This is a genomic window from Dyadobacter pollutisoli (genome assembly GCF_026625565.1).
Lineage (GTDB): Bacteria > Bacteroidota > Bacteroidia > Cytophagales > Spirosomataceae > Dyadobacter > Dyadobacter pollutisoli.
Window position 1 is genome coordinate 6,889,507 of the sequence record NZ_CP112998.1, and the last position, 26,602, is coordinate 6,916,108.

Here is a 26,602-nt window from a genome sequence, read left to right on the forward strand (position 1 = left end):
TGCTTTAGCCACGACCATCTGTCATCCATCTGTCATCCATCTGTCATCCATCTGTCATCCATCTGTCATCCATCTGTCATCCCAAGGCTGAAGCCTTGGGTTAGTGTCAATGACTTACCAGCTGCCGGAACATTGCTTGCGCAGTTTGCAACTCATCTAATTTCAGGCCAAGATCTTCGTTTTTCTCCATTGCGAATCCAACCAGCTGCTCGGTGGGCATATTGCCGACGAGGTCATCCTGCGCCATTGGGCAGCCGCCGTATCCTAGCAAAGCACCATCAAATCTACGGCAACCAGCGTCATAGGCTGCCGCAACTTTGGTTTTCCAATTTTCGGGAGTGGTATGAAAATGTGCGCCAAATTCCAGATTCGGGTACATTGGAATAATTTCAGAGAAAATAGCGCTTATGTCATCGGTTTTGGCCAGTCCCACCGTATCAGCCAGCGAAAACGTATGGATTCCGAATTGGGACAGTTTTTCTATGCGATTCAAAACAACTTCTGGGCTCCAAATATCACCATAAGGGTTACCAAAGCCCATTGAAATATAAATAACCAATTCCTTACCATGTCGCTCACAAAGGTCTGCAATGCGTTTTACCCGCTCCATTGATTCGTCAATGGTAGCATTGGTATTGCGGAGTTGGAAGGTTTCGGAAATGGAAAAGGGGTAGCCGAGGTCGCTGACCTGCTCAAATCCACAGGCTTGCTCAGCTCCACGTTCATTGGCTACAATAGCCAATAGTCTCGTTTTGCTAGCAGACAAATCCAGCTTATCCATCAGCAAAACTGTGTCGCTGACCTGCGGCATGGCTTTGGGCGAAACAAAGCTTCCGAAGTCAAGTGTATCAAAACCCACTTTCAGTAGCTGGTTCAGATAAGCAACTTTTTGCTCAGTGGGGATAAAGGGACGAAAGCCTTGCCATGCATCCCGCGGACATTCGATTATTTTCAATTTTTAATGATTGAATGATTGAATGATTGAATGAGTGAATGAGTGAATGAGTGAATACCAAATATTCGCTCATTCACTCATTCGCTCATTCAAAATTCAGTCACTATCTCAATATCGGAGCCAGGTCTTCTTCATTTTCAGCAAGCCACAAAGTAATTTCTTCCACGATCTGACGAATGCCTATTTCAGGTTTCCAGCCGGTCAATGTGGTTACTTTGGTATTGTCGGTAACGTAAAGGCGAATGTCGGCGGTACGGTTTTCAGGAACCACCTTGATAGGAATCGTTTTGCCGGTCACCTCTTGGCATACTTTGGTCAATTCCTGCAAAGATGCGCTGCTTTCCAGCCCACCCCCCGCATTCAGAATTTCACCATTTACCTTGTCGAGATTGTGCAACTGCCAGTCGATCAGGCGGTACAGGTCAGCCACGTGCAGCATGTCGCGAATTTGTTTTCCGGTGCCGCCGTAGCCAAAGTAACCCAGTTGTTGTTCAAAATAATGTTTTGCGATCCAAAGCACCATTACGCCTTGGTCTACTTTCCCCATTTGCCATGGCCCGGTGATCACACCGCAGCGGTTAATGACCGTTTTCAGATTATAAAACTCATTGTATTCCTGAATGATCAGCTCGGAAGCAAGCTTCGTCGTTCCATAGAGAGAGCGCGCGCCATTCAGCGGAAAATCCTCGGCTATTCCTTTGGAAGAAACGCCCGGAACCGGCTGGTCATCCGACAATGCGAAACGGGTTTCTTCTTCCACGAAATTAAGCGTCTCAATCGTTTTGATCGGGTACACCCGGCTTGTGGAAAGGAATATAAAAGCTGCTTTGTGTTTTAATGCATAATTGAGGCAGTTGACCGTCCCTACGAGATTGGTATTGATCAGATAATCGGGAGTACCGTCCAGTCCGGCTAAAACGGAAGGCTCGGCCGAAGCTTCAATGACGGTGTCTACTGCGGGAAAAGCGTCAAAATCTTCTTTGTTTCTGATATCTCCGTGAACGAATTCAACTCCATGTTTTTTCAGGCGGCTTAAATTCAGTTCCGACCCCCGGCGTTTTAAGTTGTCCAACGCATAAACCTGGTAGTCCGGATAATTAATTTTTAATGAAATGGCCAATGCAGAACCCACGAAACCGGCTCCCCCTGTGATTAAAATTTTCATAAAAGAAATTTGTAGTAGTAGAAATGTGTGGACGGATGGAAATTCAAAGTTAATCCTAAATAAAATAAATATATTTGAATTGAAGTATGTAACTTATGATCACTTCTTTAAATACTAATCCGTTTTGCAACAAATAAGTAAGTTTTTGTCGTATTGAATCAAAAAACTACTCCTGAATGCGCATTTTTACTTCTTTCGTTTTTTGTGTTACCTGTCTTACCGCCAATTCTTTTGCCCAAACTGCGAAACTCAACGCATCGGCAAAAGAGGCAGCTCCATACCCCGTATCCCTGTACAAAGCGGCGACAGCTCAGTCCCAGAATCTTTATAATGGTCGGCAATATTACGTTTACGATGCAAGGGGAGAAGAACATCAGTTTTTGAACCAACGAAAATGGCACAATGGAGTGGTGTTGTACGACAACCAGCAGTTCGACAGTATTCCCATGCTTTACGACCTGTTTCATGATGAGTTGGTGATCAAACATTTCAATGGTGACCACCTTCTGCTGCAGTCCGAAAAGGTAGATTTCTTCATGCTGGACGACCACAATTTTGAACGTCTGGAAGCCGGTAAGGATATCAATGAACAAATGCGCACGGGATTTTACGATATTCTGTACAATGGAACTTCGCGGACGATTGTCAGGAGAGTGAAGCAGCGGCAGGAGAAGATCGTGGATAAAATGGTCATTGCGCTGTATCCTCAGAAAAACTTTTTCTATATCCGCAAAAATGACCGCTACAATGCTGTTCATTCCAAAAAATCAGTTTTCAATCTTTTCTCAGAACATAAAAAGGAGCTGCGGAAAGTATTGAGAGATCAGAAGATCAAATTCAGGAAAAACCGAGAAATAGCCATCGTTCAAATGGTCGCCACTTACGACGAACTAGCCAAACAATGAAGATACTTTTACCTTTAATTATTTTCACCTGCTCAATTCTTCTCTCGGGGGCATCTTATGCTCAGAACACGCCGGAAAAGAAAATAACGATCCGCCTGGATTCGGCAAGGTTTGATGACTTCGTAAAACAGGTGGAATCGCAGACAGGTTATTACTTTTACTACGAAAAAAGCCGTTTTGATAGTCTCACACTTGATCTGAACGCAAAAGATCTTTCCATCAGAGAGGTACTCGATCAGGTTTTTAAAGGATCGGAGTTCGAATATGCGATTGACGCGCAAAAGCGGATTTACATTACCCACGGCCAAAGGATCATTACGCAGCTTACACCAGGACTTTTTGATCCCGACCGGGCTGGCGACAATGATTCTATTGCCTATGTCGGTCCTGAAAGTGATGTTAGAGAAAAATTACTTTCCACTGCTGAAAGCAAGATACACGACATTGGGATAAAAAAACACAGGATAACCCCGGGTAACTCGACGATCACGGGGTACGTCCGAAATGCAGTTACGGGCGAGCCGGTAATCGGGGCAGCGGTGTTCATTAATTCGCCTTCGATTGGTGTTACTACTGATGCATTGGGCTTATATGCACTCACCATTCCACGCGGGAAACAGCTCATCAGGATCAAAAGTACGGGTATGCGCGAAACGCAGCGGCAGGTAGTACTTTACTCCGATGGCAAGCTCGACATTGAAATGCGTGAAAGCGTGATCGCGTTGAAAGAAGTGTCCGTAAAAGCCGGAATGGACAAAAATGTGGTTGGTACCCAAATGGGAACAGTAAAACTGACCATTAAAAACCTGAAACAGGTTCCCACAGTGTTTGGGGAAACGGATTTGCTGCGTACCGTACTCACATTGCCGGGTATCAAGTCCGTCGGGGAAAACAGTACCGGGCTGAACGTGCGCGGGGGCTCCACTGACCAGAACCTGATTCAATATAATGATGCGGTTATTTACAATCCGTCCCACCTTTTTGGATTTTTCTCGGCATTCAATCCAGATGTTTTGAAAGATGTGGAATTATATAAAAGTACCATTCCTTCCAAATTCGGCGGTAGGTTGTCATCCGTACTGGACATTAACAGCCGGGACGGGAACAAGAAGAAATTCGTTGCTTCGGGTGGTATAGGATTGGTTACCGGGCGACTTACGCTGGAAGGGCCCTTGATTAAAGACAAGACTTCGTTCTTGCTGGGAGGTCGCTCTACTTATTCCAACTGGGTGATCAAGGCATTGGATAATGAAAATTATAATAAAAGCTCAGCCTCCTTTTACGATGTTAACCTACATGTGAGCCACGAGATCAACGAAAAGAACAGCCTTTTCCTGACCGGGTATGTGAGTGATGACCGCTTCAAATTATATGGTGATACTTTGTATACCTACCAGAATCAGCTGGGATCATTGAAATGGAAACATACATTTAATTCAAGATTATATGGGGTCCTCACCGCGTCGCACAGTAAGTACCAGTACGCAATGGGCGCAGCTGGGTTACCTCTGAACTCTTTTGATCTTAAATTCAATATCAATCAGTCCAATTTCAAAGCTGACCTCAGTTATCAATTGAATCCGAAGCATACCCTCGAATTCGGGTTGAGTACCATTTACTACAAGCTGCATCCGGGTTCTTTCCAGCCCAAAGGCGCCGAGTCATTGATTATTCCTGATGAACTGGAAGCTGAACAGGCTACGGAAAGCGCATTATACCTCGAAGATAAGTGGGAAGTTAGCCCCAGATTATCGATTTCAGCAGGTATCCGTTACTCGTTTTTCCAATATCTGGGTCCCAAAAACGTGAACAAATATCTTCCCGGCTTCCCGATCGAATACATTTATCAGGAAGGGGTTGAAAAATACGATGCTGGCAAGAAAATCAAGAGCTATGGCGGGCCCGAATATCGTGCTTCCATTCGTTACAGCGTGTTTGACAACCTTTCGCTGAAAGTGAGTTACAACACATTGCGCCAGTACATTCACTTGCTGACCAATACCATGACGGTCTCTCCGACGGATATCTGGAAACTGAGCGATCCTTACATTAAGCCACAAATTGGTGATCAGATATCGCTGGGATTGTACCGCAACTTCCGCGGAAATAAAGTAGAGGTTTCATTGGAAGGTTACTATAAGAACATTCAAAACTTCCTGGATTACAAAGGCGGGGATTCGCTGATCATGAACCACAACATTGAAGCCGCCGTACTCAATACCAAGGCCAAAGCGTACGGGATCGAATTCATGATCAAAAAAATGACGGGTAAGCTGAACGGCTGGCTGGGTTATACCTACGCACGTACATTGCTCAGGGCCGTGGACAGGGATTCGCCTGATGCGCCGAACAACGGTAATTTTTACCCGAGCAATTATGACAAGCCGCATGATTTTACGATGATCTCGAACTACCGGTTCTCGCACCGGTTCAGCTTATCATTGAACCTCACATACAGTACTGGCCGACCCTATACGCCACCCATCGGGAAATACATTATCGATGGTGCGCAGCGAGTTTATTATGCCGACCGGAACCAGTTCAGGATACCAGACTATTACCGGATGGACCTTGCCATGAATATTGAGGGTAACCACCGTATCAAAAAACTGGCGCATAGCTCGTGGACATTGGCAGTGTACAATGTGTTGGGAAGGAAAAACCCTACTTCGGTGTATTTCCAGACGGTTGCGGGCAAGGTGAATGGCTATCAGCTCTCGATTTTCGGACAGCCAATTCCTACTATTACCTATAATTTCAGGTTCTGAGTTTGTTATGAAATATTCAGTTATAAGTTTTCTTTCGTTAGCCCTGCTGTTTGTAGGGTACAGTTGCATTGAACCATTTTCTCCGCCGGAAGTGAATTCGGTAGAAAATCACCTGGTCGTTGATGGGTTTTTCAATACTGGAAATGATACGAGCAGAATTGAACTGCGGAGGACACAAAACGTAAACGAACATGCCGTACCCATTGTGGAATCGGGAGCAGTTGTTACCGTGGAGGCGGAATCAGGGGAAGTATCGGCGTTCACTGAGTCTGGTGCAGGGATTTACCTCTCGCCACCCAGGGCACGCAATGCAGCAGATAAGTATAGGCTGAGAGTCAAAACAAGAGATGGGAAAGAGTATTTATCAGAGTATGTTACGGTGAGTGTGACGCCTGCTATCGACAGCCTGACCAATAAATTCGATGAAGGGCAGAATGCGATGATTTTTTATGTGAATACACACGATTCACAAAGCAAAACGCAGTTCTATCGCTGGAAATTTGAAGAGACCTGGGAATATCGCGCGGCGTATTTCTCCTATCTCGAAGTGGTCAATAAGCAGATCCAGGTCAGGACAAAGGATATAAACCAATGCTGGGGAAGTACGCACTCAGGAAGTATTTTGCTTGGCAGCACTGTGAAACTAAGCGCAGATGTCATCAAGGACCTCCCATTGTTCCGTGTTCCTGTTTCAACCAACAAGCTTTTTATTAAATACAGTGTGTTGGTAAGGCAGTATGGCTTATCGCGCCAGGCATTTGAATACTGGACCAGTTTGGCCAAAACCACGCAGGGAACGGGTAGTCTTTTTGATCCGCAGCCCTCGCAGGTTACCGGCAATATTCAAAATACCAAAAATCAGAAGGACCTGGTATTCGGTTATTTTAGCGCATCGACGGAGGAAACCAAGCGACTGACTATTACGCCGCGCCTGGGAAACTATCCAAGATGTATAGAACCCGATACCTTTGATATTGTGTGTAATCCGTTGAGCATGCGTCAATGTGCGTTGGAAACTTCATCCTTGCTGATGTCATACGGAGGAATGCGATCGGAATATATATTGGGTGCGCCGTCGAGCTGCACGGATTGCAGGACCCAGGGAGGAGTAACCCAAAGGCCGGTATTTTGGGATAATTAACGATTACAAAAAACCAAACGTGGGAATCAGAAGCATTACATTGTGCGCATTGCTGGCCGTTTTATTTGCTGTAATGTACAGTTGTATAGAGCCGTTTTCTCCACCGGAGGTGAATTCGGATGAAAATTATCTCGTGATCGACGGATTTCTGAATGTTGGGAACGACACCAGTAAAATAGAGCTGAGGCATAGCCAGAATGTCAATCAGAATAAAGCCCCGATCATTGAAACAGGAGCGAAGCTGACGGTAGAGCAAGAAACAGGAGAAAAGTACGAATTCATAGAATCTGGCGGAGGCTTGTATTCTTTGCCGCCAAGACAGTACAATATGGCAGGGAAATACCGGTTGCGTGTCAAAACGAAAGATGGCCAGGAGTACCTGTCAGAGTATGTTACGGTAAGTGTGACGCCGGTTATCGACAGCCTGACCTATAAGCTGGATGCAGGACAGAATGCGATGGTTTTTTACGTCAATACCCATGACGCACAAGGGAAGACCCAGTTTTACAGGTGGAAATTTGAAGAAACGTGGGAATACCGGTCTGCTTATGGGACCTATCTTGAAGTGATTAACGAACAGGTGGTGACCAGGACGCAGGACATTAACCGATGCTGGGCGAACAAAAATTCAGGGAGTATTTTACTGGGAAGCACTGTCAAGCTGACTAGCGACGTGATTAAAAACCTGCCGTTGAACATTGTCCCGGTATCGACCAATAAGCTTTACATCAAGTACAGCATTCTTGTAAAGCAATATGGTTTGTCTAGGCCAGCGTTTGAATACTGGACCAGTTTGTCCAAAACAACGCAAGGTACCGGAAGTCTTTTTGACCCTCAACCGTCACAGGTAACAGGAAATATATATAATACGACTGATTCGAAAAAACTGGCATTTGGCTATTTCAGTGCTTCGACGCAGGAAACAAAAAGGATCACGATAACGCCGAACCTGGGAACGTACCCAAGATGTTTCGCACCCGACACATTGCCGATTGTATGCCCACCAAGAAGTTCAGACTGTGCTACTAAAACCCCACAGCTGCTTTTGAGCTACTACGGAATGCGGTCCGATTCGGTGCTGACAGCCCCGGCTTCCTGTGCGGATTGCCGGACGGAGGGAGGAACAACGAACAGACCGTCGTTTTGGTAACAAGCTATTTCATTGTTGATGAAAATATTATGAAACTAAGGACTTTTATCTATCTAACGCTTGCAATGGCCATGCCGCTTTCTGTTTTTGCACAGGAAGATGCCATGGTAACCTCCATTCAGCAGAGGTTCAACCTGTACACCGAAAGGGCTGTTCAGGAGAAAATGTATGTCCATCTCGACCGGCCTTTTTATCTGGTAGGTGAAACAATCTGGTTCAAAGCCTACATCCTCAGCGGCTCCACCCATCAATTTTTGGACCTGAGCAAAATCGCCTATCTGGAAGTGCTGGACCTTGAAAACAATGCGGTGATCCAGACCAAATTCTCACTCATTGATGGCAAAGGAAATGGTTCCTTGCTAATCCCTTCGACCACGATCAGCGGGAAATATAAGGTGCGCTGCTATACCAACTGGATGAAGAATTTCAGTGCCGATCATTATTTTGAAACAACTGTTTCGGTTGTAAATCCATTTGTGAGATTTGATCCTGACCGTACGGCAAAGGATGAGGTGAAATATGATGTTCAGTTTTTCCCGGAAGGAGGACATCTTGTCAAAGGTCTGGAAAGTAAGGTAGGGTTCAGGGCAGTGAGCAGCAAAGGGAAAGGCATTGATTTCAATGGAGCGATTTTAAATCAGCAAAATGATACGATTCAGAAATTTACTCCCGAAATGAATGGCATCGGCCAGTTCAGTTTTACGCCTCAGGAAGGTGCCAGTTATAAAGCTGTGATTACCGACAAGAGCGGGAAACGCTTCGAATATCCTGTTCCCAATGTAGAGGAGCAAGGTTTTGTGATGCAGGTGAAGGATTCTACGGCAAATCTGGTGAAGGTAATGGTCACTACCAAGCTGACCACGGAGGAGCCGGTGTTGGTTTACATGCTGACTCACACCAGACAGGCCAACTCGAAAATAGAAAAGAAGTTTTTGATCAAAAACAGGGCTGTTTTTCTGTTGGATAAAAGCAGTTTGGGCGAAGGGATTTCACACATTACGATATTCAATCAGAAGCAAAAACCGGTTTGTGAGAGACTATATTTCAAACGCCCGCAACAACGGCTTGAAGTTGAAGCCAAACTGGCAAAAACCTTCATTACCAGGGAAAAAGTATCGCTGGATTTAACGGCGGCCGTGGCTGCGGCGGCATCAGACATGGCTAATCTGTCAGTCGCGATTTACCTCAATGATTCAATCAAATCTCAGCCTCAGCAGGACATTAACAGTTATTTGTGGCTGTCGGCCGATTTGAAGGGAGACATCGAGACCCCTGAATATTATTTCAACAATGTAACAAAAGAAACCGACCAGCGCCTGGACAATCTGATGCTGACGCACGGATGGAGGCGTTTGAAATGGGACACTGTGCTGGCCGGCCAGGTCCCTGCATTCGAATATCTTCCCGAATATGACGGACATTTTATTACCGGTAAAGTCCTGAATAAAAATGATGGATCCCCTGCGAAAGGCATGGATGCTTACCTGGCCGCGCTGGATGTTCCTGCGCGCTTGTACGTCACACAAAGTGATCAGTACGGAAAGATCATGTTCGAGGTGCGCAACTTTATCGGGCCGAAAGAACTTACATTGCAAACCGACCTGAGCCGCGATTCTATCTATCGTTTTGAAGTAGCCAGTCCTTTTTCAAAGGAATTTTCCGGCACAGGAATACCTCCTTTCTATTTTGACAAAACCCTGGAAAACCAGTTGCTGACCCGCACGATCAATATGCAGACCGGCAATGTGTTTCTGCCGAGAGTATTTACGGAGAAAAAGGCGGTGCTGACCGATTCTCTCGCATTCTTCGGCATACCGGACGAGAAGTATTTTCTGGATGATTTTACGCGTTTTCCAACCATGGAAGAGGTATTACGTGAATATGTCAAAGGGGTACTTGTAAGAAAGAGACAGAAGGAGTTTCATTTCAGAATGATCGACAAGCTGCTTCCTAACACATTCTATACCACAGATCCATTGATAATGATGGATGGCATCCCTATTTTCGATACGGATAAGATCATGGAGTTTGACCCATTGAAAGTCAAAAAGATAGAGCTGATGAGTGCCCGTTATTTCCTTGGGTCGATGACTTTTACAGGTATAGTAAGTTTTTCTACCTACCGCAGTGATCTGGCAGGCTTTGAACTTGATCCAAAAGTGATGGTCATGCCTTACGAAGGCGTCCAGGCTCAAAGGGAATTTTATGCTCCTAAATACGACAATGGCAATGCCAACAGCCGTATTCCTGATTTCCGCAACCTCCTGCATTGGTCACCCAATGTGGTAACCGATAAAAGCGGCAAAGCGAAAGTGGAGTTTTACACCTCAGATCAAACTGGTGAGTACCAGGTAGTCATTCAGGGAATTACCCCGGCTGGCGTTTCGGGAAGCAAAACCCTGAATTTTGAAGTGGGTAAAAGGAATTTCTAAATGTAGAATTCCGATGTATGCTTAATCTCTTTCAAGACAAAAGTGCTGTTGAGGACACCAATGTTGTCGATTTTTGAAAGTTTATACTTCACGAAATCATGATATTCGTCGAGGCTGGCTACATTGATCTTTAACAAAAAATCCACCTGGCCTGCCATATGGTAACATTCCTGCACTTCATGCAGGTTTTGTATTTCCTGTTCAAATTTTTCTATAAATGCCTCATTGTGGTACCGCATTGATACCTGGCAAATGGTGGTTACCTGCCGGTTGATGAGTTTTTTATCCAGAATTGCCACGTACTGTTTAATGTACCCCAGGCTTTCCAGCCTCCTGATCCTTTCGTAAACAGGCGACACCGTCAGATTAAGCATAGTAGCAATTTCCTTGGTCGTTTTTTTCGCATCTTTTTGTAAAATGCGCAGGATCTTGGTATCAATTTTGTCCAACTGTTCCATGGGGCAATAATATTTACTGTATGGGAGAATAATTTACGGTTCGGGAAGTAATTTTTACTTTAAAAATAAGATAGTCCGGGAACATTTCCTGTTAAATTGCCTGATCGTTGAAAATAATTTTCAAATATGGGAAATTGCAAGTGATTTATGCTTTTAACAAATCAGACTGCTATGAGAACGGAATGCATATTAGTGATAGGGGCAAATGGACAGATTGGCTCGGTTTTGGTTGAGTACCTGCGGGAGATTTATGGAATGGACCAGGTCATTGCCTCAGACATCCGCCAGCCCGAATTTTCAACCGGACGCTTTGAAAAACTGGACGCTACCGATGCCAATGCATTAGCGTTGATTGTCACCAAATATAAGGTTACCCAGATCTATCACCTTGCGGCAATTCTCTCTGCGAAGGGCGAGCAAGAGCCATTGAAAACCTGGCATATCAACATGCAGACTTATTTCAATGTGCTGGAAGTGGCGCGTGAAAACGGTGTTACGAAAATATTTTACCCCAGCTCCATCGCCGTATTTGGAGATCAGGTGGAAGACAAAGCCGAACAATGGTCCTATCTCGACCCAGCTACGGTCTACGGTATCAGCAAAACAGCTGGTGAAAACTGGTCAAATTACTACTTCAAACGCTACGGGATGGATATCCGGTCACTGCGCTACCCGGGAATTGTCGGGTACCAGTCCATGCCCGGTGGCGGTACAACAGACTACGCAGTGGACATTTATCATAAAGCTGTAAAAGGAGAGGTGTTCGAATGCTTTTTAAGTGAGGATACCAAGCTGCCGATGATCTACATTAGCGACGCCATGGATGCGACTGTGCGTTTAATGGAGGCTCCCAAAGAAAAAGTGACGGTTCGAACGGGTTATAATCTGGCTGGAATGAGCTTTTCTCCCAAAGAAATAGCAGCCAGCATTCAGAAGATCATTCCGGATTTCAAAATCATTTATAAACCAGATTTTCGGCAGGAAATCGCGGATTCGTGGCCCAAAGAGATCGACGATTCCGCAGCGAGAAAAGATTGGGGATGGCGGCCAGCTTATTCATTGGATAAAATGACCGAAGAAATGATAGCAGAGCTCAGAAAGAAATATCAGACAGTGAAGCAATAGAATATTTGCCAATCCGACGACCGGCCATTCACTCATTCACTCATTCAGTCATTCACTCATTCATCTCACCGGCGATCCGGTCAAAATTGAACTCATGAACGCTACAATTCAAGAAGAACTACATCAGGAGCTGGAAGCAATTAAAGCTGCCGGATTATATAAAAAGGAACGTGTAATCACCACGCCGCAGTCGGCAAGCATTGCGACCGACGGCAAGAATGTGTTAAACTTTTGCGCAAACAATTACCTGGGTCTTTCTTCACACCCGGAAGTGATCGCCGCCGGTATCGATGCGATTAACACACATGGTTTCGGAATGTCGTCGGTACGCTTCATTTGCGGCACCCAGGATATTCACAAAGAACTTGAAAAGAAAACAGCGGAGTTTTTGGGAACGGAAGACTGCATATTGTATGCCGCCGCATTCGATGCCAATGGAGGTGTTTTTGAGCCGTTGTTGAACGAGCAAGATGCCATCATTTCCGACGAACTTAACCATGCGTCGCTGATCGACGGGATCAGGTTGTGCAAGGCGAAACGGTTTCGCTACAAACACAATGACATTGCAGATCTTGAACAACAACTTAAAGACGCTCAGGGCAGTCGTAGGATATTAATTGTGACCGATGGCGTGTTTTCAATGGACGGTACCATTGCGCAGCTTGACAAAATCTGTGACCTGGCCGACCAGTACAATGCATTGGTCATGATCGACGAATGTCATGCGACGGGTTTTATGGGGAAAACCGGCCGCGGTTCTCACGAATTCCGCAATGTAATGGGCAGGATCGACATCATCACCGGTACCTACGGAAAAGCATTGGGCGGTGCGTCGGGAGGATTTACCGCTGCCAAAAAGGAAATTGTGGAGATACTTCGCCAACGTTCGCGGCCATATCTTTTCTCCAATACATTAGCGCCAAGCATTGTCGGCGCGTCTATCAAAGTACTCGATCTGCTTTCATCGTCGACGGCATTGCGCGACAAACTGGAAAAAAACACCGCCTATTTCAGGAAGGAAATGACGGAAGCAGGTTTCGACATTCTGCCGGGTGAGCACCCAATTGTGCCCATTATGCTTTATGATGCCAAACTTGCGCAGGAATTTGCCGCCAGATTATTAGGCGAAGGCATTTACGTGATCGGATTTTTCTATCCGGTAGTACCGCAGGGAAAAGCCAGGATCAGGGTTCAGATCTCCGCTGGCCATGAGCAGGAGCATCTTGAAAAAGCTGTGGCTGCGTTTACCAAGGTTGGTAAAGAGCTTGGCGTGATATAAAAACAAGGAAGACTTTCCAGGTTTTCAAAACCTGGAAAGTCTCGTTTTTTACTGTTCCGGCTCCATCAATTCCGCCTCCACATGCAGTGATTGCAGCGTTGCATTGCCATATTGGGTAACCATTGCCACATCAGCAGCGTCGCGGCCATGTGCGATTTCTATTCGATAACCGCTGGTTTGCTCCTGCACCGCATCGAATGTATACCATTCTCCGCCAATAAAAACGTCAAACCAGGCGTGTAAATCCATTACTTTCAGTCTGTCCAGGTAGCCGACCGTCATGCGCGCAGGTATACACAGGTTTCGGCATAATGCTATGGCGAGGTGTGTAAAGTCACGGCATACCCCTATACGATTGCGCGCGAGGTCCAAAGCGGTGGTACTTGCATCAGTCATACCGTACTGATATGTAACATTCTGATGTATCCAGGTCCTGATCGCCTCTACCTGATGATAACCCGGTGTGAGGTTTCCCGCTATTTCCAAGGCCAACATATTAATTTCATGCAAATCCGACTCACAATACCTGCTTGGCAGGATATAATGCATCACATCATCCGGCAAATCACCCACCAGCATATAGGCAGGAGGCGGATTGGGGATCGCTTTGGTAGGATTAACCTGCGCCTGCACTTCGGTTGTAATGGTTACTTTTCCAACGGGAAGGATAGTCCGCTGACAAGGGTTTCCGTAGATATCGATATACTCTGAAAATGGTACTGACGGCTCAATATTAAAACCTTCCTGAATGATAGACTGGCCTTCCTGACGGCGTGGACGTAACATAGTTGTTACGGTGGTTGGGGCATACACGTCATACGTGAATATGCTTCTTCCCTTCATTTTCATGTATGAGTCGATTTAATATATTTGGTAAATGTAATGACAACGAGTTGCTTAAAAATTACGTGCCATTTAATTTATTGTTAACGTCCAGGCGTTCTGAATTAAAACATTTTAATCGACGTTTGTCAATCAGGAACACTAATTTTAGTGCCAAAAGCATTTGTGGAATTTAAATATCTTACCTATGGCAGTTACAAAATGGATCGTAGACCCTGTGCATTCAGAAGTTCAGTTTAAGATCAAACACCTGGTCATTTCCACGATTACCGGCTCCTTCAATAATTTTGAAGGCGGAGCTACATCGGATTTGAATAACTTTGAGAATGCAGAAATTCACTTTTCACTCGATGTGAAAAGTATAGATACCAATGTGGATATGCGTGATGCGCATCTTAAGTCCGCAGATTTTTTTGATGCTGAACAATTCCCTCACATTACATTCCAGTCCAATTATTTTCATAAGGTAAAAGGCGATAACTACAAGCTTTCGGGCCTGCTGACGCTGAAAGGAATTACCAAACCCATTGAACTTGATGCTGAATATGGAGGGGTTGAAAAGGATCCGGAAGGAAACCTCAGAATAGGATTTGAAGTAGAAGGAAGGTTAAGCCGCCAGGAATATGGCTTGAATTATATGCAGTTAACGGATTCAGGTGGCCTCGTGATCGGTGAGGATGTCAAATTGATCGCCAACATCCAGCTGGTAAAGCAAGCCTGAAGTGATCAATTATCAGTTGTCTATCTGAAATAGACCCGACATAGTCTCAGACACTTGTCGGGTTTTTTGTTAAAATGAGGATATTTTCCAATCCTCCGGCTTTCTAATTTTATAACCTAATTTCCCCAAATACCGCCTCCATGAAGTTCTTTCGAATACTTTTTCGGATCATCGGCTCAATAGTGCTGCTTCTTGTATTGATCATTGCTAGTATGGTGACCACCATGGACCACACTCCTTACAAAGAAATGCCGTATTATGCCCAATGGAAGAAGATCATCAGTGAAGTAAAACCTGACACCTCGGGATCCAGCGGAGCGCTCAGGGTAGGATGGGCAAAGGTGAATATTACTCCTGCATCTCCCACGCCCACAGCTGGTTATGGTAACAGAAGAGGGCGTCCTTACACCGCCGTCCATGATTCAGTGTACATAAGGGCGATGGTGATTGACAATGGCGTTACGAAAGCCGCCATTATCGCAGCCGATCTGCTGATTATCCCACCTACGGTTGTCAAACTGCTCCAATCGCGGCTTACGGAAAAGGAAATTCCCTTTGACAATGTTTACTTTGGCGCTACACATAGTCATAACAGTGTAGGTGGCTGGGGGACAGGTGTATCGTCCCTGTTTTTTTCTGGAAAATATAATGAGAAGACTGTCGAAACCATTGCTGATGCTATTTTTCAGGCGATCGTCCAGGCCAAGGCTAAGCTGGAACCGGCGAAGCTCACCTATATGGAATCCATTGACACCGTCGATATTCGCAACAGGCTGGTAGGCGAGGAGGGAGAGATTGATCCCGAGATCCGGTCAGCTGCATTCGTGACGGCAAGTGGTCAGAAAGCCATTCTGAGTTCCTTCGCGGCACATTCGACGGTATTGAACTCTAAAAACATTGTCCTGTCGCGCGATTATCCTGGTATGTTAGTGGATTCGCTGGAAAAAGGGCGGTACAACTTCGCGATGTACATGTCCGGGGCAGTAGGTAGTATGGGGCCGATTGAAAAAGGTACCGACGATTTTGATGAGGTTAAAAATCAGGCATTTGGCGTACAAAAAGCATTGCTTTCAGACTCAACAAAGAAGGAAGACGTAAAAGGTGCGACCGTAGAGGCGATCACATTGCCGCTGCCTCTCCGCAATCCTTCTCCGCGGCTAACCATGGGACTGGTGCTGCGGTCGTGGGCATTTAACAAGGCTTTTGGAGAATATCCTGTCTTTGTAAAAGCATTGAGAATTGGCAATATTCTGATGGTAGGAATGCCCTGCGATTTTTCGGGTGAACTGGTCGGAACGCTGGACGCATATGCCAAAACCAAAGGCCTTAATCTGATGGTCACGAGCTTTAATGGCGGCTATATCGGCTATATCACGCATGACAAATACTTTGACCGTGACTTGTACGAGACCAAAACAATGAGCTGGTACGGGCCTTATAACGGGGCTTACTTGCAGGAAGTGATTAAAGATATTATTGATAAACTATCCTAACTAACCTAATCTATGAAAACGATCTTATTGCTGATTTTCGGGCTCCTGAGTATCCAGGCAATCGCCCAGTCTCCTGTGCGCGTCGCTGTCGCGGGCCTTAGCCACGGGCATGTAGGCTGGGTCTTTAATAGTGCGGATAAAAAAGTCATTCAACTAGTTGGGATTTACGAAACCAATCCTGATCTGGTCAATTTATTTGCTGAAAAATACAAGCTGGACAAGAAGCTTTTCTTCTCAGATCTGAACAAGATGCTGGATGAAACGAAACCAGAGGCCGTTTCAGCTTTCGGAGCGATCAGCGATCACGTGATAGTTGTCCGTGCCTGCGCACCACGGAAAATTCATGTGATGGTAGAGAAACCATTGGCTACTACATTCGCAGATGCCAAGGAGATTCAGAAGCTGGCCAGCCAAAATTCCATTCAGGTACTGACCAATTATGAAACGTCGTGGTACGCCAGCAACCAATATGTGAATGATCTGGTAAGCCAGGGTAAGCTAGGTGACATTCGGAAGGTAATGGTGAATGATGGTCACCAGGGACCGAAAGAAATTGGGGTCAGCAAGGAATTTTTCGCCATTCTGACTGATCCCGCCAAAAACGGCGCAGGTGCTCTGATTGATTTCGGATGCTATGGCGCCAATTTGATGACCTGGCTTTTAAAGGGAGAAAGACCCATTTCGGTAACTGCGGTGACGCATCAGGACAAGCCGGAGATTTACAAGAATGTAGACGATGAGGCGACCATTGTACTGCAATATCCAAAGGCGCAATGTATCATTCAGGGCTCCTGGAACTGGTCATTTGGAAGAAAAGATATGGAAGTATATGGTAACAAGGGTTACGCGATTGCTGTAAACGCAACCGTTGTCAGACAAAGATTACAGGAAAAAGCACCTGAGGAAACCATCAAGCTCGACCCTCGTCCGGCTCCATTTACGGATCCTTTTGCAGTTTTGGCGGATGTGGTGCAGGGTCGCTTGAAGCTCGATACCAACGACCTGTACGGGTTACCGGTCAATGTTACCGTCGTAGAAATATTGGAATCTGCCAAGCAATCTGCGAAGTCAGGTAAGACTGTATTTTTGAAATAAATAGCATTAGTAATATAATGGAGCAGGAACCCCGCGCTGTCCGTTTCAGCCAAACTACCCTCACCGAGTTGATGATCCCTTCTTATGCCAACTTTGGCGGGAAAATTCACGGAGGGATTTTATTGTCATTGATTGATAAAGTGGCTTACTCATGTGCTGCACGCCATGCGGGTACCTACTGCGTGACAGTTTCGGTGGATGGTGTTGATTTTCTGGAACCCGTGGAGGTGGGAGATCTGGTTTCGCTGCATGCTTCTGTCAATTATGTCGGAAGAACTTCGTTGGTGATCGGGATCAGGGTTATTGCGGAAAATGTACGGAATGGCATTCAGCGGCATACCAATACTTCCTACGTCACAATGGTGGCGAAGGGCGATGATGATAAGCCGACGGTAGTGCCGGAATTATTGCTGGAAAATGAAGAAGATGCCCGCCGTTTTCTGGAAGCGATCAAGCGTCGGGAATTGAAAGAAAGTTACCGGGATGCATTCGATAATGCCAAGACCCGGATTGATGTACAGGCAAATCTTGAAAAATTATCCCAGCAACGATGTGTTATCGGCTGGGATAAAAATGATATTTAAAATCCGAAAAGTCCTCCGCCGGTTTTTCTCGTGCGGGTGGATTTTCCAAACAGCATTCCGAAAACGCCGCGAACTACCTCACGACCAATTTGTTTGGCCAGAGGAGAATTCAATGCGTCGGCAATGACGCTTGTTTCTTCCTTTTGCTTTTTGGCTTCAACGACTTCCTCCTTCGCTTGCGCCTCTACTTTCGCATGCTCCTCCATTCTTTTGGTCAGCATTTCGTAAGCGCTTTCCGGGTCGAGCGGGTCTTTGTATTTCATGTAAAGATCGGACTGCTGGACATGCTTGTCATAATCAGCCTGCACCATTGGTCCCATAATGGACGTTGGCGGGAGCAAATGCGTCGCGGCCACTTCGGTAGGGATACCTTTTTCATTTAGTACCGTAATAAGTGCTTGTCCGATCCCCAATGTGGTCAGAATCTGGTCGATTGCGTAGTAGTCGGAGCGCGGGTAGGTTTTTACCGTTTGTTTTAATGCGTCGGCATCCTGTGGCGTAAATGCTCTTAAAACGTGCTGTACCCTATTTCCCAGCTGAGAAAGTACCGATACCGGAACGTCCTGCGCCATTTGGGTGCAAAAGAAGATCCCTACGCCTTTGGAGCGGATCAGCCTTACTACCTGTTCGATCTGGTCAAGGAAAGCTTTTGGGGCGTCTTTAAACAATAAATGTGCCTCGTCGAGGAAGAATACCAGTTTGGGTTTGTCCAAATCACCTGCTTCCGGCAACTTCTGATACAGCTCTGCCAGCAGGCTCAACATGAAAGTTGAAAACAATGCAGGCTTGTCCTGAACATCAGAAATGTTAAGCAGGCTGATCACACCCTGGCCGTCGACGCGATTGATGAGATCGGTAATGTCAAAAGATTTTTCACCAAAAATAGTACCTACACCCTGCTGCTCCAATGCAACGATTTTACGGAGGATCGTACCCGCCGTCGAAGTGGAAATGGTACCGTAGTCAGCTTTGATCTCGGCAGCGCCCGGACCTTCGGCGAGGTAGTTGAGCACTTTTTTCAGGTCATTCAAATCCACCATTGGCAGATCTTTATCGTCGGCATACTTGAAAAGAATGGCCAGTACGCCCGCCTGTGTCTCATTTAATTCAAATATCTTGGAAAGAAGAATAGGCCCGAATTCCAGAATTGTCGCACGCATCTGCGAGCCTTTTTGTCCGCTCAGCGAATATAGTTCGACTGGATATCCCTTTGGTTCAAAAACGGTTCCGAGTATCTGTGAACGTTCCTCCAATGCTGCATTGGTTTTGCCAGGCTGGGCTATACCCGACAAATCACCTTTAATGTCCGACATGAACACAGGCACACCCGCTGCGGAAAGCTGCTCTGCCAATACCTGTAATGTGCGGGTTTTTCCTGATCCTGTGGCTCCTGCTACCAACCCGTGGCGGTTCATCATTCGCAGCGGCAGGCTTACTCTTGCTTCCCCGATAATCTCTCCGTCTAAAATAGCGGAGCCCAAACGAATTACCGGCTTGTCAGTTTGATATGATTTCTGAATTGCTGCAATAAATTGCTCTTTTTTCGACACAGTAATACAGGTTATAGTTTTCGACTTGTTAATTTACAAAAATTAAATGTTTCCGGTGGATTCCAAACCAATCACGGGAAAATTCCTGAAATGATAATCTTTCCAGATATTATATTACTTTTCGCACATCCTTGTATTTGCAAAATTTTATTAGGTATTTTGGTATGATCGCTTAACAATTATTCTGATTAATCAATTTAGATATAATACTTGCCATTTATGCTTAGCCGAGTTGCCAATTCAATTTACTGGATGAACCGTTACATGGAGCGGGTTGAAAATTACGCCCGTTTCGTTGGAGTTAATTTTAATCTGGCATTGGATCTCCCTCCTGACGTAGACGAACAATGGGAACCTCTTCTGATTGCAACCGCTGATCATTATTTATTTTATAAGTATTATGATAAGCCGACGAAAGAGGATGTTATCCATTTCATGACCTTCGACAAACGCAATCCTAATTCGATCATTAGCTGTCTTTACGAAGCGCGGGAAAATGCCCGCACGATCCGTGAGACGATTTCGAAGGAAATGTGGGAGAGTATCAATGAATTTTATCTGTCTATCCGCGGTACGTCGCCGGACAATTTCCGGAACATGGACCATATGCAGTCCTATTTTACAGATATCCGCAAAAGCTGCCAGCTTTTTCACGGTGTTGTGGATGCTTCCATTACGCGAAATGAGGCCTGGCATTTCGGACGCCTGGGACGGCATATAGAACGTGCAGACAAATGCTCCCGCTTTCTTGACGTAAAATATTTTACTCTTTTGCAAGATGCCGGTACTTCTGGTTCTACATTGGACCTGATGCTTTGGACGGCGGTTCTGAAATCGGTGAGTGCATATAATATGTACCGGCAGACACATCGCGCATTGACGCCAATGAACATCGTTGCGTTTTTGATCCTGGACAAATTGTTCCCGAGATCCATTGCCTACTGTGTGCGCCAGGCTGAACTGTCGTTATATGCCATCGCAGGATCGATTCCTGAGCGCGGGCATACCAATCCGGCGGAACGTGCATTGAGCAAGATCCGGAGTGAACTGGAATTCACAGACGTGGAAGACGTGTTCAAAATGGGCCTTCACGAATATCTGGACAAGTTTCAGACTAAGAATAACGAGGTGGACAATGCGATTTTTGATATGTATTTCGGTTTGGAAACCGGGCAGTCGCAAAGTCAGTCTCAGGGACAAACAACGGGACAATTTAAGACCCAGTGGATGAACTGAACAAACTTTTAATAACTTAGCGACCTATAACATTTGTAGCGCCGCAACGACATGACATATTGCCTTGGGATAAAAGTAGCAACGGGCCTCGTCGCCATTGCTGATACCCGCCTGACTTCCGGTACGGAGGTTTCAACGAATAAAAAGGTTTCCGTTTATCAATCAGAAAAGCATTCGATTTTCGTAATGACTTCCGGGTTGAGATCGGTCCGGGACAAAGCCATTACTTATTTCAAGGAAGTACTGGAAGAGCGTGATTCTTCATTCAACAAGCTATACAAGGCTGTTAATGCGCTCGGTGAACAGGTGCGGCGTGTGGCCGACGAGGACCGGAATGCATTGAATGCCGCCGGGCTTTCTTTTAATCTGTTTGCCATTATAGGCGGACAGCTTGAAAATGATAAGGAGCACAAGCTGTTCCTGTTATATCCGGAGGGAAACTGGGTGGAGGTAGGTGACGGTTCACCTTTTATTATCATTGGTAATTCGGGTTATGGGAAACCGCTTCTTTACCGCAGCCTCAAATTTGATTCTTCCATGCAGGATGCCTTGAAAATAGGGTTCCTCTCGTTTGATTCTACGAGGGTAAGCTCCAATGATGTGGATTATCCGATAGATGTGGTGATGTATGAAAAGGACTCCTTTCAGATTGTCGAACACCGCTTTGAAAAAGATGACCTGGACTATGTAGGGAAGCAATGGAGTGCTTTGCTGAGCAATTCGGTTCAGAAACTACCTTTGGAATGGATGGATCCGGTTTTTAATAAAATGGAGATAACGTCATCAAACTGAATTCTTTCGCAACCTGTTTTTAATAATAATTCAATTCAAGATCAGAAAAATTACGCTGAACGTTAAGTGAGTGATGGGAATCCATAAACTCAAATGTTGCCGTTGTTTGAAGAAAATTCGGCTAGTAGAGAGGGAAATTTAGTATTTTTGCAACCAAACAAAAAGAGGAATTCTAGATCGTGACGTTAATTAAATCTATCTCAGGAATCAGAGGTATCGTGGGTGGAAAATCGGGTGAGGCGCTGACTCCGATTGATGTTGTGAAGTTTGCAGCTGCATACGGAACATGGCTGAGGCGTACAAATCCACAAAATTTAAAGGTCGTTATTGGCAGAGATGCCAGGCTTTCCGGTGAAATGGTTAGCCGTCTGGTCGCAGGTACATTACAGGGAGTAGGGCTTCATGTGCTGGATCTGGGCCTTTCAACCACACCTACCGTTGAGATAGCAGTTACCGCAGAGAACGCCGCAGGAGGTATTATTTTGACTGCGAGCCACAATCCGATCCAATGGAATGCCCTCAAACTTTTGAACCACGACGGTGAATTTATTTCAGAAGCCGACGGTGAAGAAGTACTGAGAATTGCGGATGAAGAAGACTTTGTTTTTGTTGATGTAAAGAAATTAGGAAGTTACAGCACCGACGATACGTACCTCCAAAAGCACATTGATCAGGTGCTTGCATTGGCTTTGGTCGATGTGGAGGCAATTAAAAATGCAAATTTCAGAATTGTTGTTGACGCAGTCAATTCTACCGGTGGGATCGTCGTTCCAATGTTGCTTGAAGCACTTGGAGTATCTCCCAAAAACATAAAAAAGCTTAACTGCGAGCCGACGGGCAACTTTGCCCATAATCCTGAGCCACTTCCGGAACATCTTCGGGAAATCAGCAAAGAGTTAAATAATGGTGCATTCAATCTTGGTATCGTCGTAGATCCGGATGTAGACCGACTTGCGCTGATGTGCGAGGATGGTACTCCTTTCGGCGAAGAGTATACATTGGTCGCAGTTGCTGACTACGTTCTTAAAAACACACCGGGGAACACCGTTTCCAATCTTTCGTCCACAGCTGCATTGCGTGATGTGACGGTGAAAGCTGGCGGTAAATACTTCGCTTCTGCAGTGGGAGAGGTGAATGTTGTCAATATGATGAAGGCTAACCATGCTGTCATCGGAGGCGAAGGGAATGGCGGGGTGATTTATCCTGAAAGTCATTACGGACGAGATGCATTGGTTGGAATCGCTTTGTTCCTGACACATTTGGCCAAATTTGGCAAAACGGCCTCTGTTTTGCGTAGGTCCTACCCCAACTACTATATTTCTAAAAACAAAATTGAACTCACGCCCGATATTAGTGTTGATAACATATTGAGCCGCATTCAAACGAGATATTCCAAGCAGCCATTGAACACAATCGACGGCGTAAGGATCGAATTTGACAGAGAATGGGTTCATTTACGTAAATCAAACACGGAACCGATCATCAGGATTTATTCGGAATCGGAGACACAAACCACGGCGATCAACCTCGCGAACAAGATTATTTCTGACATCAAGGAGATTATCTCCGAGCCTAAGAAATAAAGCTTCGACGACGGATTGATTGAAATTAATTGAAAAAATGAAAGCCTATTTGGACAATGCGGCGACTACACGACTGGACCCTGAGGTACTGGAAGTGATGTTACCGCTGATGACCGAGCAATTCGGCAACCCGTCTTCTATCCATTCTTATGGCCGGGCTGTACGTTCGGCGATTGAGCGGGCCAGGAAGAACATTGCAGCGATATTGAATGCAGCTCCCGCTGAGATATTTTTCACTTCGGGTGGTACTGAGGCTGATAATACCGCCATTCGTTCCACCATTGAAACGCTGGGTCTGAAACATGCCATCACTTCCCGTATTGAGCACCACGCAGTGTTACATACCCTTGAATACCTTAAAAAAACAGGGCAGATAGAGCTGAGCTTTGTCAATCTGAACGACAAGGGGGAAGTTGATCTGGCTCATCTTGAAACATTACTGGCGTCGAATTCACGTTCATTGGTTTCATTAATGCATGGGAACAATGAAATAGGGAATTTGCTGGATCTGAATGCGGCAGGGGACATCTGTGAGAGGTATAATGCAGTGTTTCATAGTGACACCGTTCAAACAATGGGTCATTACAGGCACGATCTGCAGCAGTTGAAAACAAATTTCATTGTTGGCGCAGCCCACAAATTCAATGGACCCAAAGGCATTGGATTCTTATATGTAAGGCCTGGCATTAAAATAGCACCTTTCGTACATGGGGGCGCGCAGGAACGTAACATGCGCGGCGGTACTGAGAATATTTACGGGATAGTAGGCCTCGCGAAAGCACTGGAAATCGCCTACCGTGATATGGATGAGCATCGCAGCCACATTGAAGGCCTGAAAACACGCATGATCGAAAAGCTGAGAGACAGCATTGACGGGATAACTTTCAATGGAAATTCCGACCAGCTGGACAAAAGTTTGTACACAGTGCTAAGCGTGAGCCTTCCACCGTCCGATATCAGCGATATGCTGTTGTTTAACATGGATATTGCAGGTATAGCAGTTTCAGGAGGCAGTGCCTGTTCCAGTGGCACGGAAATTGGGTCTCATGTGCTCACAGAGCTCAAAATCGATGAAAACCGGGCGAACGTGCGCTTCTCCTTTGGGAAATATAATACGGAAGAAGAAATTGATTATGCCGTGCATACGCTTTCAGAACTTTATAAGAAAGAAGGTGTAACACTATAAAGCCAAAAATCCGGCGCCTGATCAGGCTGCCGGATTTTTGATGATATCTTCCAAAGCTTCAATCCAGATGTCACTGTCGTTGAGACTTTCTACCAACTGCCAGTGTTCTCCTCCCTCTTTTTCAAAAAGCTCTTTATATTCTTCGCCCACTTCAATGGTCGTTTCGAGGCAGTCTGCGACGAAAGCCGGTGAAAATGCCAGGGCACTCTTTACGCCTTTTTTGGTTAGTTCCGGTATTACTTCGTCGGTATAGGGTTTAATCCAAGGATTTTTCCCCAATCTTGACTGAAAACAGGTGGTATACTTCCCTTCCGGAATTCCCATTCCTTTGACTAACAGCCGCGTTGTTTCAAAACATTGGGCACGATAGCAATGCTGATTTCTGTGATCTAATGTGTCGCAGCAAGATCCGAACTGGCAAAAACTTTTGGTCACATCGCCTTTTGTAATTTGCCTCTCCGGTAGTCCGTGGTAGCTGAACACGAAATGATCGAATTCACGCTCAGCCATGTATTTTTTACCAAGATCAACAAAACCCTTGATGAATTTGGGATGTTCCAAAAACCGGTTTACAAACCTGATCTCAGGCAATACTTCCCAGTCCTTCACCACCCGCATTACTTCTTTATACACCGAACCCGTTGATGCAGAAGCATATTGCGGGAAGAAAGGCACTACAATAATATCTGTGAGACATTCTTTCCTTAAGGCTTTCAAACCATTTTCAATGCTCGGGCTTTGGTAACGCATGGCTAGCTCTACGATGTAATTTTCACCCAGCGCCTTTTGCAATTTGTCTTTAACCGAAAACCCGTAAGTTTTCAATGGTGAGCCATCCGGTCTCCAAAGCTGTTTGTAAACTTTTGCCGATTTTGGTGCCCGGAACGGCGCAATGATGAGGTTAATGAGCAGCCAGCGATTGATATAAGGAATGTCAATAACCCTTTCGTCCATTAAAAACTGACGCAGATATTTGCGAACGTCAGGCACTGATGGGCTGTCCGGCGTACCCAGGTTTACAATTAAGACGCCTGTTTTACGGATTGAACTGACAGTTGTTGTATCGAAAGGCTGGGTCAATGTTGCGGTACTCATTACAGGTAATATTTTTATTACTGGAAACAGGGTGAATGAAAACCGTTTCCATAGATTAATTCTATGTTTGTTAATGCTGCATTCCAAGCAAAACCTCACGTAAAGCTGCCTGTGCAGACCATTCACGGTTGGCGGCTTGCTCAATCACCAGTGATCTAGGGCCATCCAGCACTTCGTCGGCGACTTTCATGTTGCGGCGAACGGGCAGGCAATGCATAAATTTGCCATTATCTGTCAGTGCCATTTTTGCTTCCGTGATCATCCACGACGGATCGCTGGTTAATACCTGGCCATAATTCGAGTAAGACGACCAGTTTTTGCCATATACAAAATCCGCGCCTTCCAATGCTTTGTCCTGATCGTAAATAACCTGACCTTTTCCAACGAACTGGGGAGCCAGATCATAACCTTCCGGATGCGTAATAACCAACTCAACATCCATCGGGTTCATCCACTCGCAAAACGAGTTTGCTACTGCCTGAGGCAATGCTTTGAAGTGTGGTAACCAGGTTAAAACTACTTTTGGACGCTGTTTAAGTTTAAATTCTTCGATCGTAATGCAGTCAGCCAAGGATTGCAATGGGTGTCGTGTCGCAGATTCTAAATTGACGATAGGTACCTGAGCGTATTTTTTAAACTGCTGAAAAATAATTTCAGAGTAATCTTTTTCGCGATCCTGTAAGCCCGCGAAAGAACGTATGCCGATAATGTCACAGTAGCTTCCAATCACGGCCGCAGCCTCCTTAACGTGTTCAGCTTTGTCGCCATTCATGATCACACCTTCCTCCATTTCCAGCCCCCAGCCATCCTGACCGACATTCATTGTAATCACATTCAGGCCGAGATTTTGTGCAGCTTTTTGTGTACTGATCCTGGTCCTTAAACTTGAATTGAAGAAAAGAAGTCCGATGGTTTTGTTTTTCCCCAGCTCACTGTCGCCAAATGGATTTCGCTTCGCAGCAATTCCGCTTGAAATGAGTTGGTTAAGGTCTGTAACGTCGTCTATGGAAAGGAAGTGTTTCATTCAGTTAGGAATTCTGACATGT

At 45.5% G+C, this 26,602-nt stretch carries 22 protein-coding genes; 15 read left to right on the forward strand and 7 right to left on the reverse strand.

The genetic code is table 11. The features are described 5' to 3' along the window. Positions 1-106: 106 nt before the first annotated feature. Both ON006_RS28650 and ON006_RS28655 read right to left on the reverse strand, forming a co-directional pair. The gene (locus ON006_RS28650) at positions 107-955 is read right to left on the reverse strand and encodes a hydroxymethylglutaryl-CoA lyase (protein WP_244821607.1); all 849 of its coding nucleotides are present in this window, start codon (positions 953-955) and stop codon (positions 107-109) included. Between the two features lie 103 nt (positions 956-1,058). After that, positions 1,059-2,120 carry an NAD-dependent epimerase/dehydratase family protein gene (locus ON006_RS28655; RefSeq protein WP_244821608.1) on the reverse strand — a complete coding sequence of 354 codons (1,062 nt, stop codon included), beginning with the start codon at positions 2,118-2,120 and terminating at the stop codon, positions 1,059-1,061. A gap of 176 nt (positions 2,121-2,296) precedes the next feature. On the opposite strand from ON006_RS28655, the gene ON006_RS28660 reads away from it, so the two are divergent. From ON006_RS28660 to ON006_RS28680, 5 genes are read left to right on the forward strand one after another with little or no spacing between them, the layout of a single operon-like run. Further along, a complete protein-coding gene (locus tag ON006_RS28660; protein WP_244821609.1) occupies positions 2,297-3,025 on the forward strand; it encodes a hypothetical protein in 729 nt (242 codons plus the stop codon). Beyond that, entirely contained in the window at positions 3,022-5,793 is a 2,772-nt protein-coding gene (locus tag ON006_RS28665) for a TonB-dependent receptor (protein ID WP_244821610.1), read from the forward strand. The genes ON006_RS28660 and ON006_RS28665 overlap by 4 nt, the downstream gene beginning before the upstream one ends. Positions 5,794-5,800: 7 nt before the next feature. Then, positions 5,801-6,934: a DUF4249 domain-containing protein gene (locus tag ON006_RS28670; protein ID WP_244821611.1), complete on the forward strand. Its 1,134-nt coding sequence runs from the start codon at positions 5,801-5,803 to the stop codon at positions 6,932-6,934. 19 nt (positions 6,935-6,953) lie between these two features. After that, positions 6,954-8,084 (forward strand): DUF4249 domain-containing protein, encoded by a 1,131-nt coding sequence (locus ON006_RS28675; protein ID WP_244821612.1) that lies wholly within the window; start codon positions 6,954-6,956, stop codon positions 8,082-8,084. A 29-nt stretch (positions 8,085-8,113) separates the two neighbouring features. After that, positions 8,114-10,516, forward strand: a complete 2,403-nt coding sequence (locus ON006_RS28680; RefSeq protein WP_244821613.1) for a hypothetical protein — start codon at positions 8,114-8,116, stop codon at positions 10,514-10,516. Here ON006_RS28680 and ON006_RS28685 read toward each other — a convergent pair. After that, the gene (locus ON006_RS28685) at positions 10,513-10,974 is read right to left on the reverse strand and encodes an Lrp/AsnC family transcriptional regulator (RefSeq protein WP_106594330.1); all 462 of its coding nucleotides are present in this window, start codon (positions 10,972-10,974) and stop codon (positions 10,513-10,515) included. The two genes, ON006_RS28680 and ON006_RS28685, sit on opposite strands and share 4 nt — an antisense overlap. 171 nt (positions 10,975-11,145) lie before the next feature. Between ON006_RS28685 and ON006_RS28690 the strand changes: the two genes are divergently transcribed. Continuing rightward, positions 11,146-12,099, forward strand: a complete 954-nt coding sequence (locus tag ON006_RS28690) for an NAD-dependent epimerase/dehydratase family protein (RefSeq protein ID WP_244821614.1) — start codon at positions 11,146-11,148, stop codon at positions 12,097-12,099. A 94-nt stretch (positions 12,100-12,193) separates the two neighbouring features. Further along, positions 12,194-13,378 (forward strand): glycine C-acetyltransferase, encoded by a 1,185-nt coding sequence (kbl, locus tag ON006_RS28695; RefSeq protein ID WP_244821615.1) that lies wholly within the window; start codon positions 12,194-12,196, stop codon positions 13,376-13,378. Between the two features lie 48 nt (positions 13,379-13,426). Here the strand turns inward: kbl and ON006_RS28700 are convergent, their stop codons facing one another. Beyond that, positions 13,427-14,164: a transglutaminase-like domain-containing protein gene (locus ON006_RS28700; RefSeq protein ID WP_244821616.1), complete on the reverse strand. Its 738-nt coding sequence runs from the start codon at positions 14,162-14,164 to the stop codon at positions 13,427-13,429. 244 nt (positions 14,165-14,408) lie between these two features. Here ON006_RS28700 and ON006_RS28705 point away from each other — a divergent pair, with 244 nt between their 5' ends. From ON006_RS28705 to ON006_RS28720, 4 genes are all read left to right on the forward strand, one after another. Then, positions 14,409-14,942 carry a YceI family protein gene (locus tag ON006_RS28705; protein WP_244821617.1) on the forward strand — a complete coding sequence of 178 codons (534 nt, stop codon included), beginning with the start codon at positions 14,409-14,411 and terminating at the stop codon, positions 14,940-14,942. Between the two features lie 140 nt (positions 14,943-15,082). Further along, positions 15,083-16,435 carry a neutral/alkaline non-lysosomal ceramidase N-terminal domain-containing protein gene (locus tag ON006_RS28710; protein WP_244821618.1) on the forward strand — a complete coding sequence of 451 codons (1,353 nt, stop codon included), beginning with the start codon at positions 15,083-15,085 and terminating at the stop codon, positions 16,433-16,435. Positions 16,436-16,447: 12 nt separating this feature from the next. Beyond that, a complete protein-coding gene (locus ON006_RS28715) occupies positions 16,448-17,530 on the forward strand; it encodes a Gfo/Idh/MocA family protein (RefSeq protein ID WP_244821619.1) in 1,083 nt (360 codons plus the stop codon). A 17-nt stretch (positions 17,531-17,547) separates the two neighbouring features. After that, positions 17,548-18,114 (forward strand): acyl-CoA thioesterase, encoded by a 567-nt coding sequence (locus ON006_RS28720; protein ID WP_244821620.1) that lies wholly within the window; start codon positions 17,548-17,550, stop codon positions 18,112-18,114. On the opposite strand, the gene ON006_RS28725 is transcribed toward ON006_RS28720, so the two are convergent. After that, positions 18,111-19,664: a helicase HerA-like domain-containing protein gene (locus ON006_RS28725; protein ID WP_244821621.1), complete on the reverse strand. Its 1,554-nt coding sequence runs from the start codon at positions 19,662-19,664 to the stop codon at positions 18,111-18,113. The two genes, ON006_RS28720 and ON006_RS28725, sit on opposite strands and share 4 nt — an antisense overlap. Before the next feature lie 219 nt (positions 19,665-19,883). Here ON006_RS28725 and ON006_RS28730 point away from each other — a divergent pair, with 219 nt between their 5' ends. From ON006_RS28730 to ON006_RS28745, 4 genes are all read left to right on the forward strand, one after another. Then, on the forward strand, positions 19,884-20,900 hold the full coding sequence (locus ON006_RS28730; RefSeq protein WP_244821622.1) for an alpha-E domain-containing protein: 1,017 nt from the start codon (positions 19,884-19,886) through the stop codon (positions 20,898-20,900). A gap of 51 nt (positions 20,901-20,951) precedes the next feature. Then, positions 20,952-21,692: a proteasome-type protease gene (locus ON006_RS28735; RefSeq protein ID WP_244821623.1), complete on the forward strand. Its 741-nt coding sequence runs from the start codon at positions 20,952-20,954 to the stop codon at positions 21,690-21,692. Positions 21,693-21,871: 179 nt separating this feature from the next. Further along, complete coding sequence (gene glmM / locus ON006_RS28740; RefSeq protein WP_244821624.1) at positions 21,872-23,275, forward strand: phosphoglucosamine mutase; 1,404 nt, start codon at positions 21,872-21,874, stop codon at positions 23,273-23,275. A gap of 37 nt (positions 23,276-23,312) precedes the next feature. Continuing rightward, positions 23,313-24,461, forward strand: a complete 1,149-nt coding sequence (locus ON006_RS28745) for a cysteine desulfurase family protein (RefSeq protein WP_244821625.1) — start codon at positions 23,313-23,315, stop codon at positions 24,459-24,461. A gap of 21 nt (positions 24,462-24,482) precedes the next feature. On the opposite strand, the gene hemH is transcribed toward ON006_RS28745, so the two are convergent. Beyond that, positions 24,483-25,556: a ferrochelatase gene (gene hemH, locus ON006_RS28750; protein WP_244821626.1), complete on the reverse strand. Its 1,074-nt coding sequence runs from the start codon at positions 25,554-25,556 to the stop codon at positions 24,483-24,485. 70 nt (positions 25,557-25,626) lie between these two features. After that, positions 25,627-26,580 carry an N-acetylornithine carbamoyltransferase gene (locus ON006_RS28755; protein WP_244821627.1) on the reverse strand — a complete coding sequence of 318 codons (954 nt, stop codon included), beginning with the start codon at positions 26,578-26,580 and terminating at the stop codon, positions 25,627-25,629. Between the last annotated feature and the right edge of the window lie 22 nt (positions 26,581-26,602).

What these genes read in the sequence shown, in the direction of transcription:
- ON006_RS28755 (WP_244821627.1), bottom strand. Translation starts at nt 26,580, where the DNA reads ATGAAACACTTCCTTTCCATAGACGACGTTACAGACCTTAACCAACTC.
- ON006_RS28730 (WP_244821622.1), top strand. Translation starts at nt 19,884, where the DNA reads ATGCTTAGCCGAGTTGCCAATTCAATTTACTGGATGAACCGTTACATG.
- ON006_RS28685 (WP_106594330.1), bottom strand. Translation starts at nt 10,974, where the DNA reads ATGGAACAGTTGGACAAAATTGATACCAAGATCCTGCGCATTTTACAA.
- ON006_RS28655 (WP_244821608.1), bottom strand. Translation starts at nt 2,120, where the DNA reads ATGAAAATTTTAATCACAGGGGGAGCCGGTTTCGTGGGTTCTGCATTG.
- ON006_RS28665 (WP_244821610.1), top strand. Translation starts at nt 3,022, where the DNA reads ATGAAGATACTTTTACCTTTAATTATTTTCACCTGCTCAATTCTTCTC.
- ON006_RS28745 (WP_244821625.1), top strand. Translation starts at nt 23,313, where the DNA reads ATGAAAGCCTATTTGGACAATGCGGCGACTACACGACTGGACCCTGAG.
- ON006_RS28700 (WP_244821616.1), bottom strand. Translation starts at nt 14,164, where the DNA reads ATGTTACGTCCACGCCGTCAGGAAGGCCAGTCTATCATTCAGGAAGGT.
- ON006_RS28680 (WP_244821613.1), top strand. Translation starts at nt 8,114, where the DNA reads ATGAAACTAAGGACTTTTATCTATCTAACGCTTGCAATGGCCATGCCG.
- kbl (WP_244821615.1), top strand. Translation starts at nt 12,194, where the DNA reads ATGAACGCTACAATTCAAGAAGAACTACATCAGGAGCTGGAAGCAATT.
- hemH (WP_244821626.1), bottom strand. Translation starts at nt 25,556, where the DNA reads ATGAGTACCGCAACATTGACCCAGCCTTTCGATACAACAACTGTCAGT.
- ON006_RS28710 (WP_244821618.1), top strand. Translation starts at nt 15,083, where the DNA reads ATGAAGTTCTTTCGAATACTTTTTCGGATCATCGGCTCAATAGTGCTG.
- ON006_RS28715 (WP_244821619.1), top strand. Translation starts at nt 16,448, where the DNA reads ATGAAAACGATCTTATTGCTGATTTTCGGGCTCCTGAGTATCCAGGCA.
- ON006_RS28660 (WP_244821609.1), top strand. Translation starts at nt 2,297, where the DNA reads ATGCGCATTTTTACTTCTTTCGTTTTTTGTGTTACCTGTCTTACCGCC.
- ON006_RS28705 (WP_244821617.1), top strand. Translation starts at nt 14,409, where the DNA reads ATGGCAGTTACAAAATGGATCGTAGACCCTGTGCATTCAGAAGTTCAG.
- ON006_RS28690 (WP_244821614.1), top strand. Translation starts at nt 11,146, where the DNA reads ATGAGAACGGAATGCATATTAGTGATAGGGGCAAATGGACAGATTGGC.
- ON006_RS28720 (WP_244821620.1), top strand. Translation starts at nt 17,548, where the DNA reads ATGGAGCAGGAACCCCGCGCTGTCCGTTTCAGCCAAACTACCCTCACC.
- ON006_RS28670 (WP_244821611.1), top strand. Translation starts at nt 5,801, where the DNA reads ATGAAATATTCAGTTATAAGTTTTCTTTCGTTAGCCCTGCTGTTTGTA.
- ON006_RS28735 (WP_244821623.1), top strand. Translation starts at nt 20,952, where the DNA reads ATGACATATTGCCTTGGGATAAAAGTAGCAACGGGCCTCGTCGCCATT.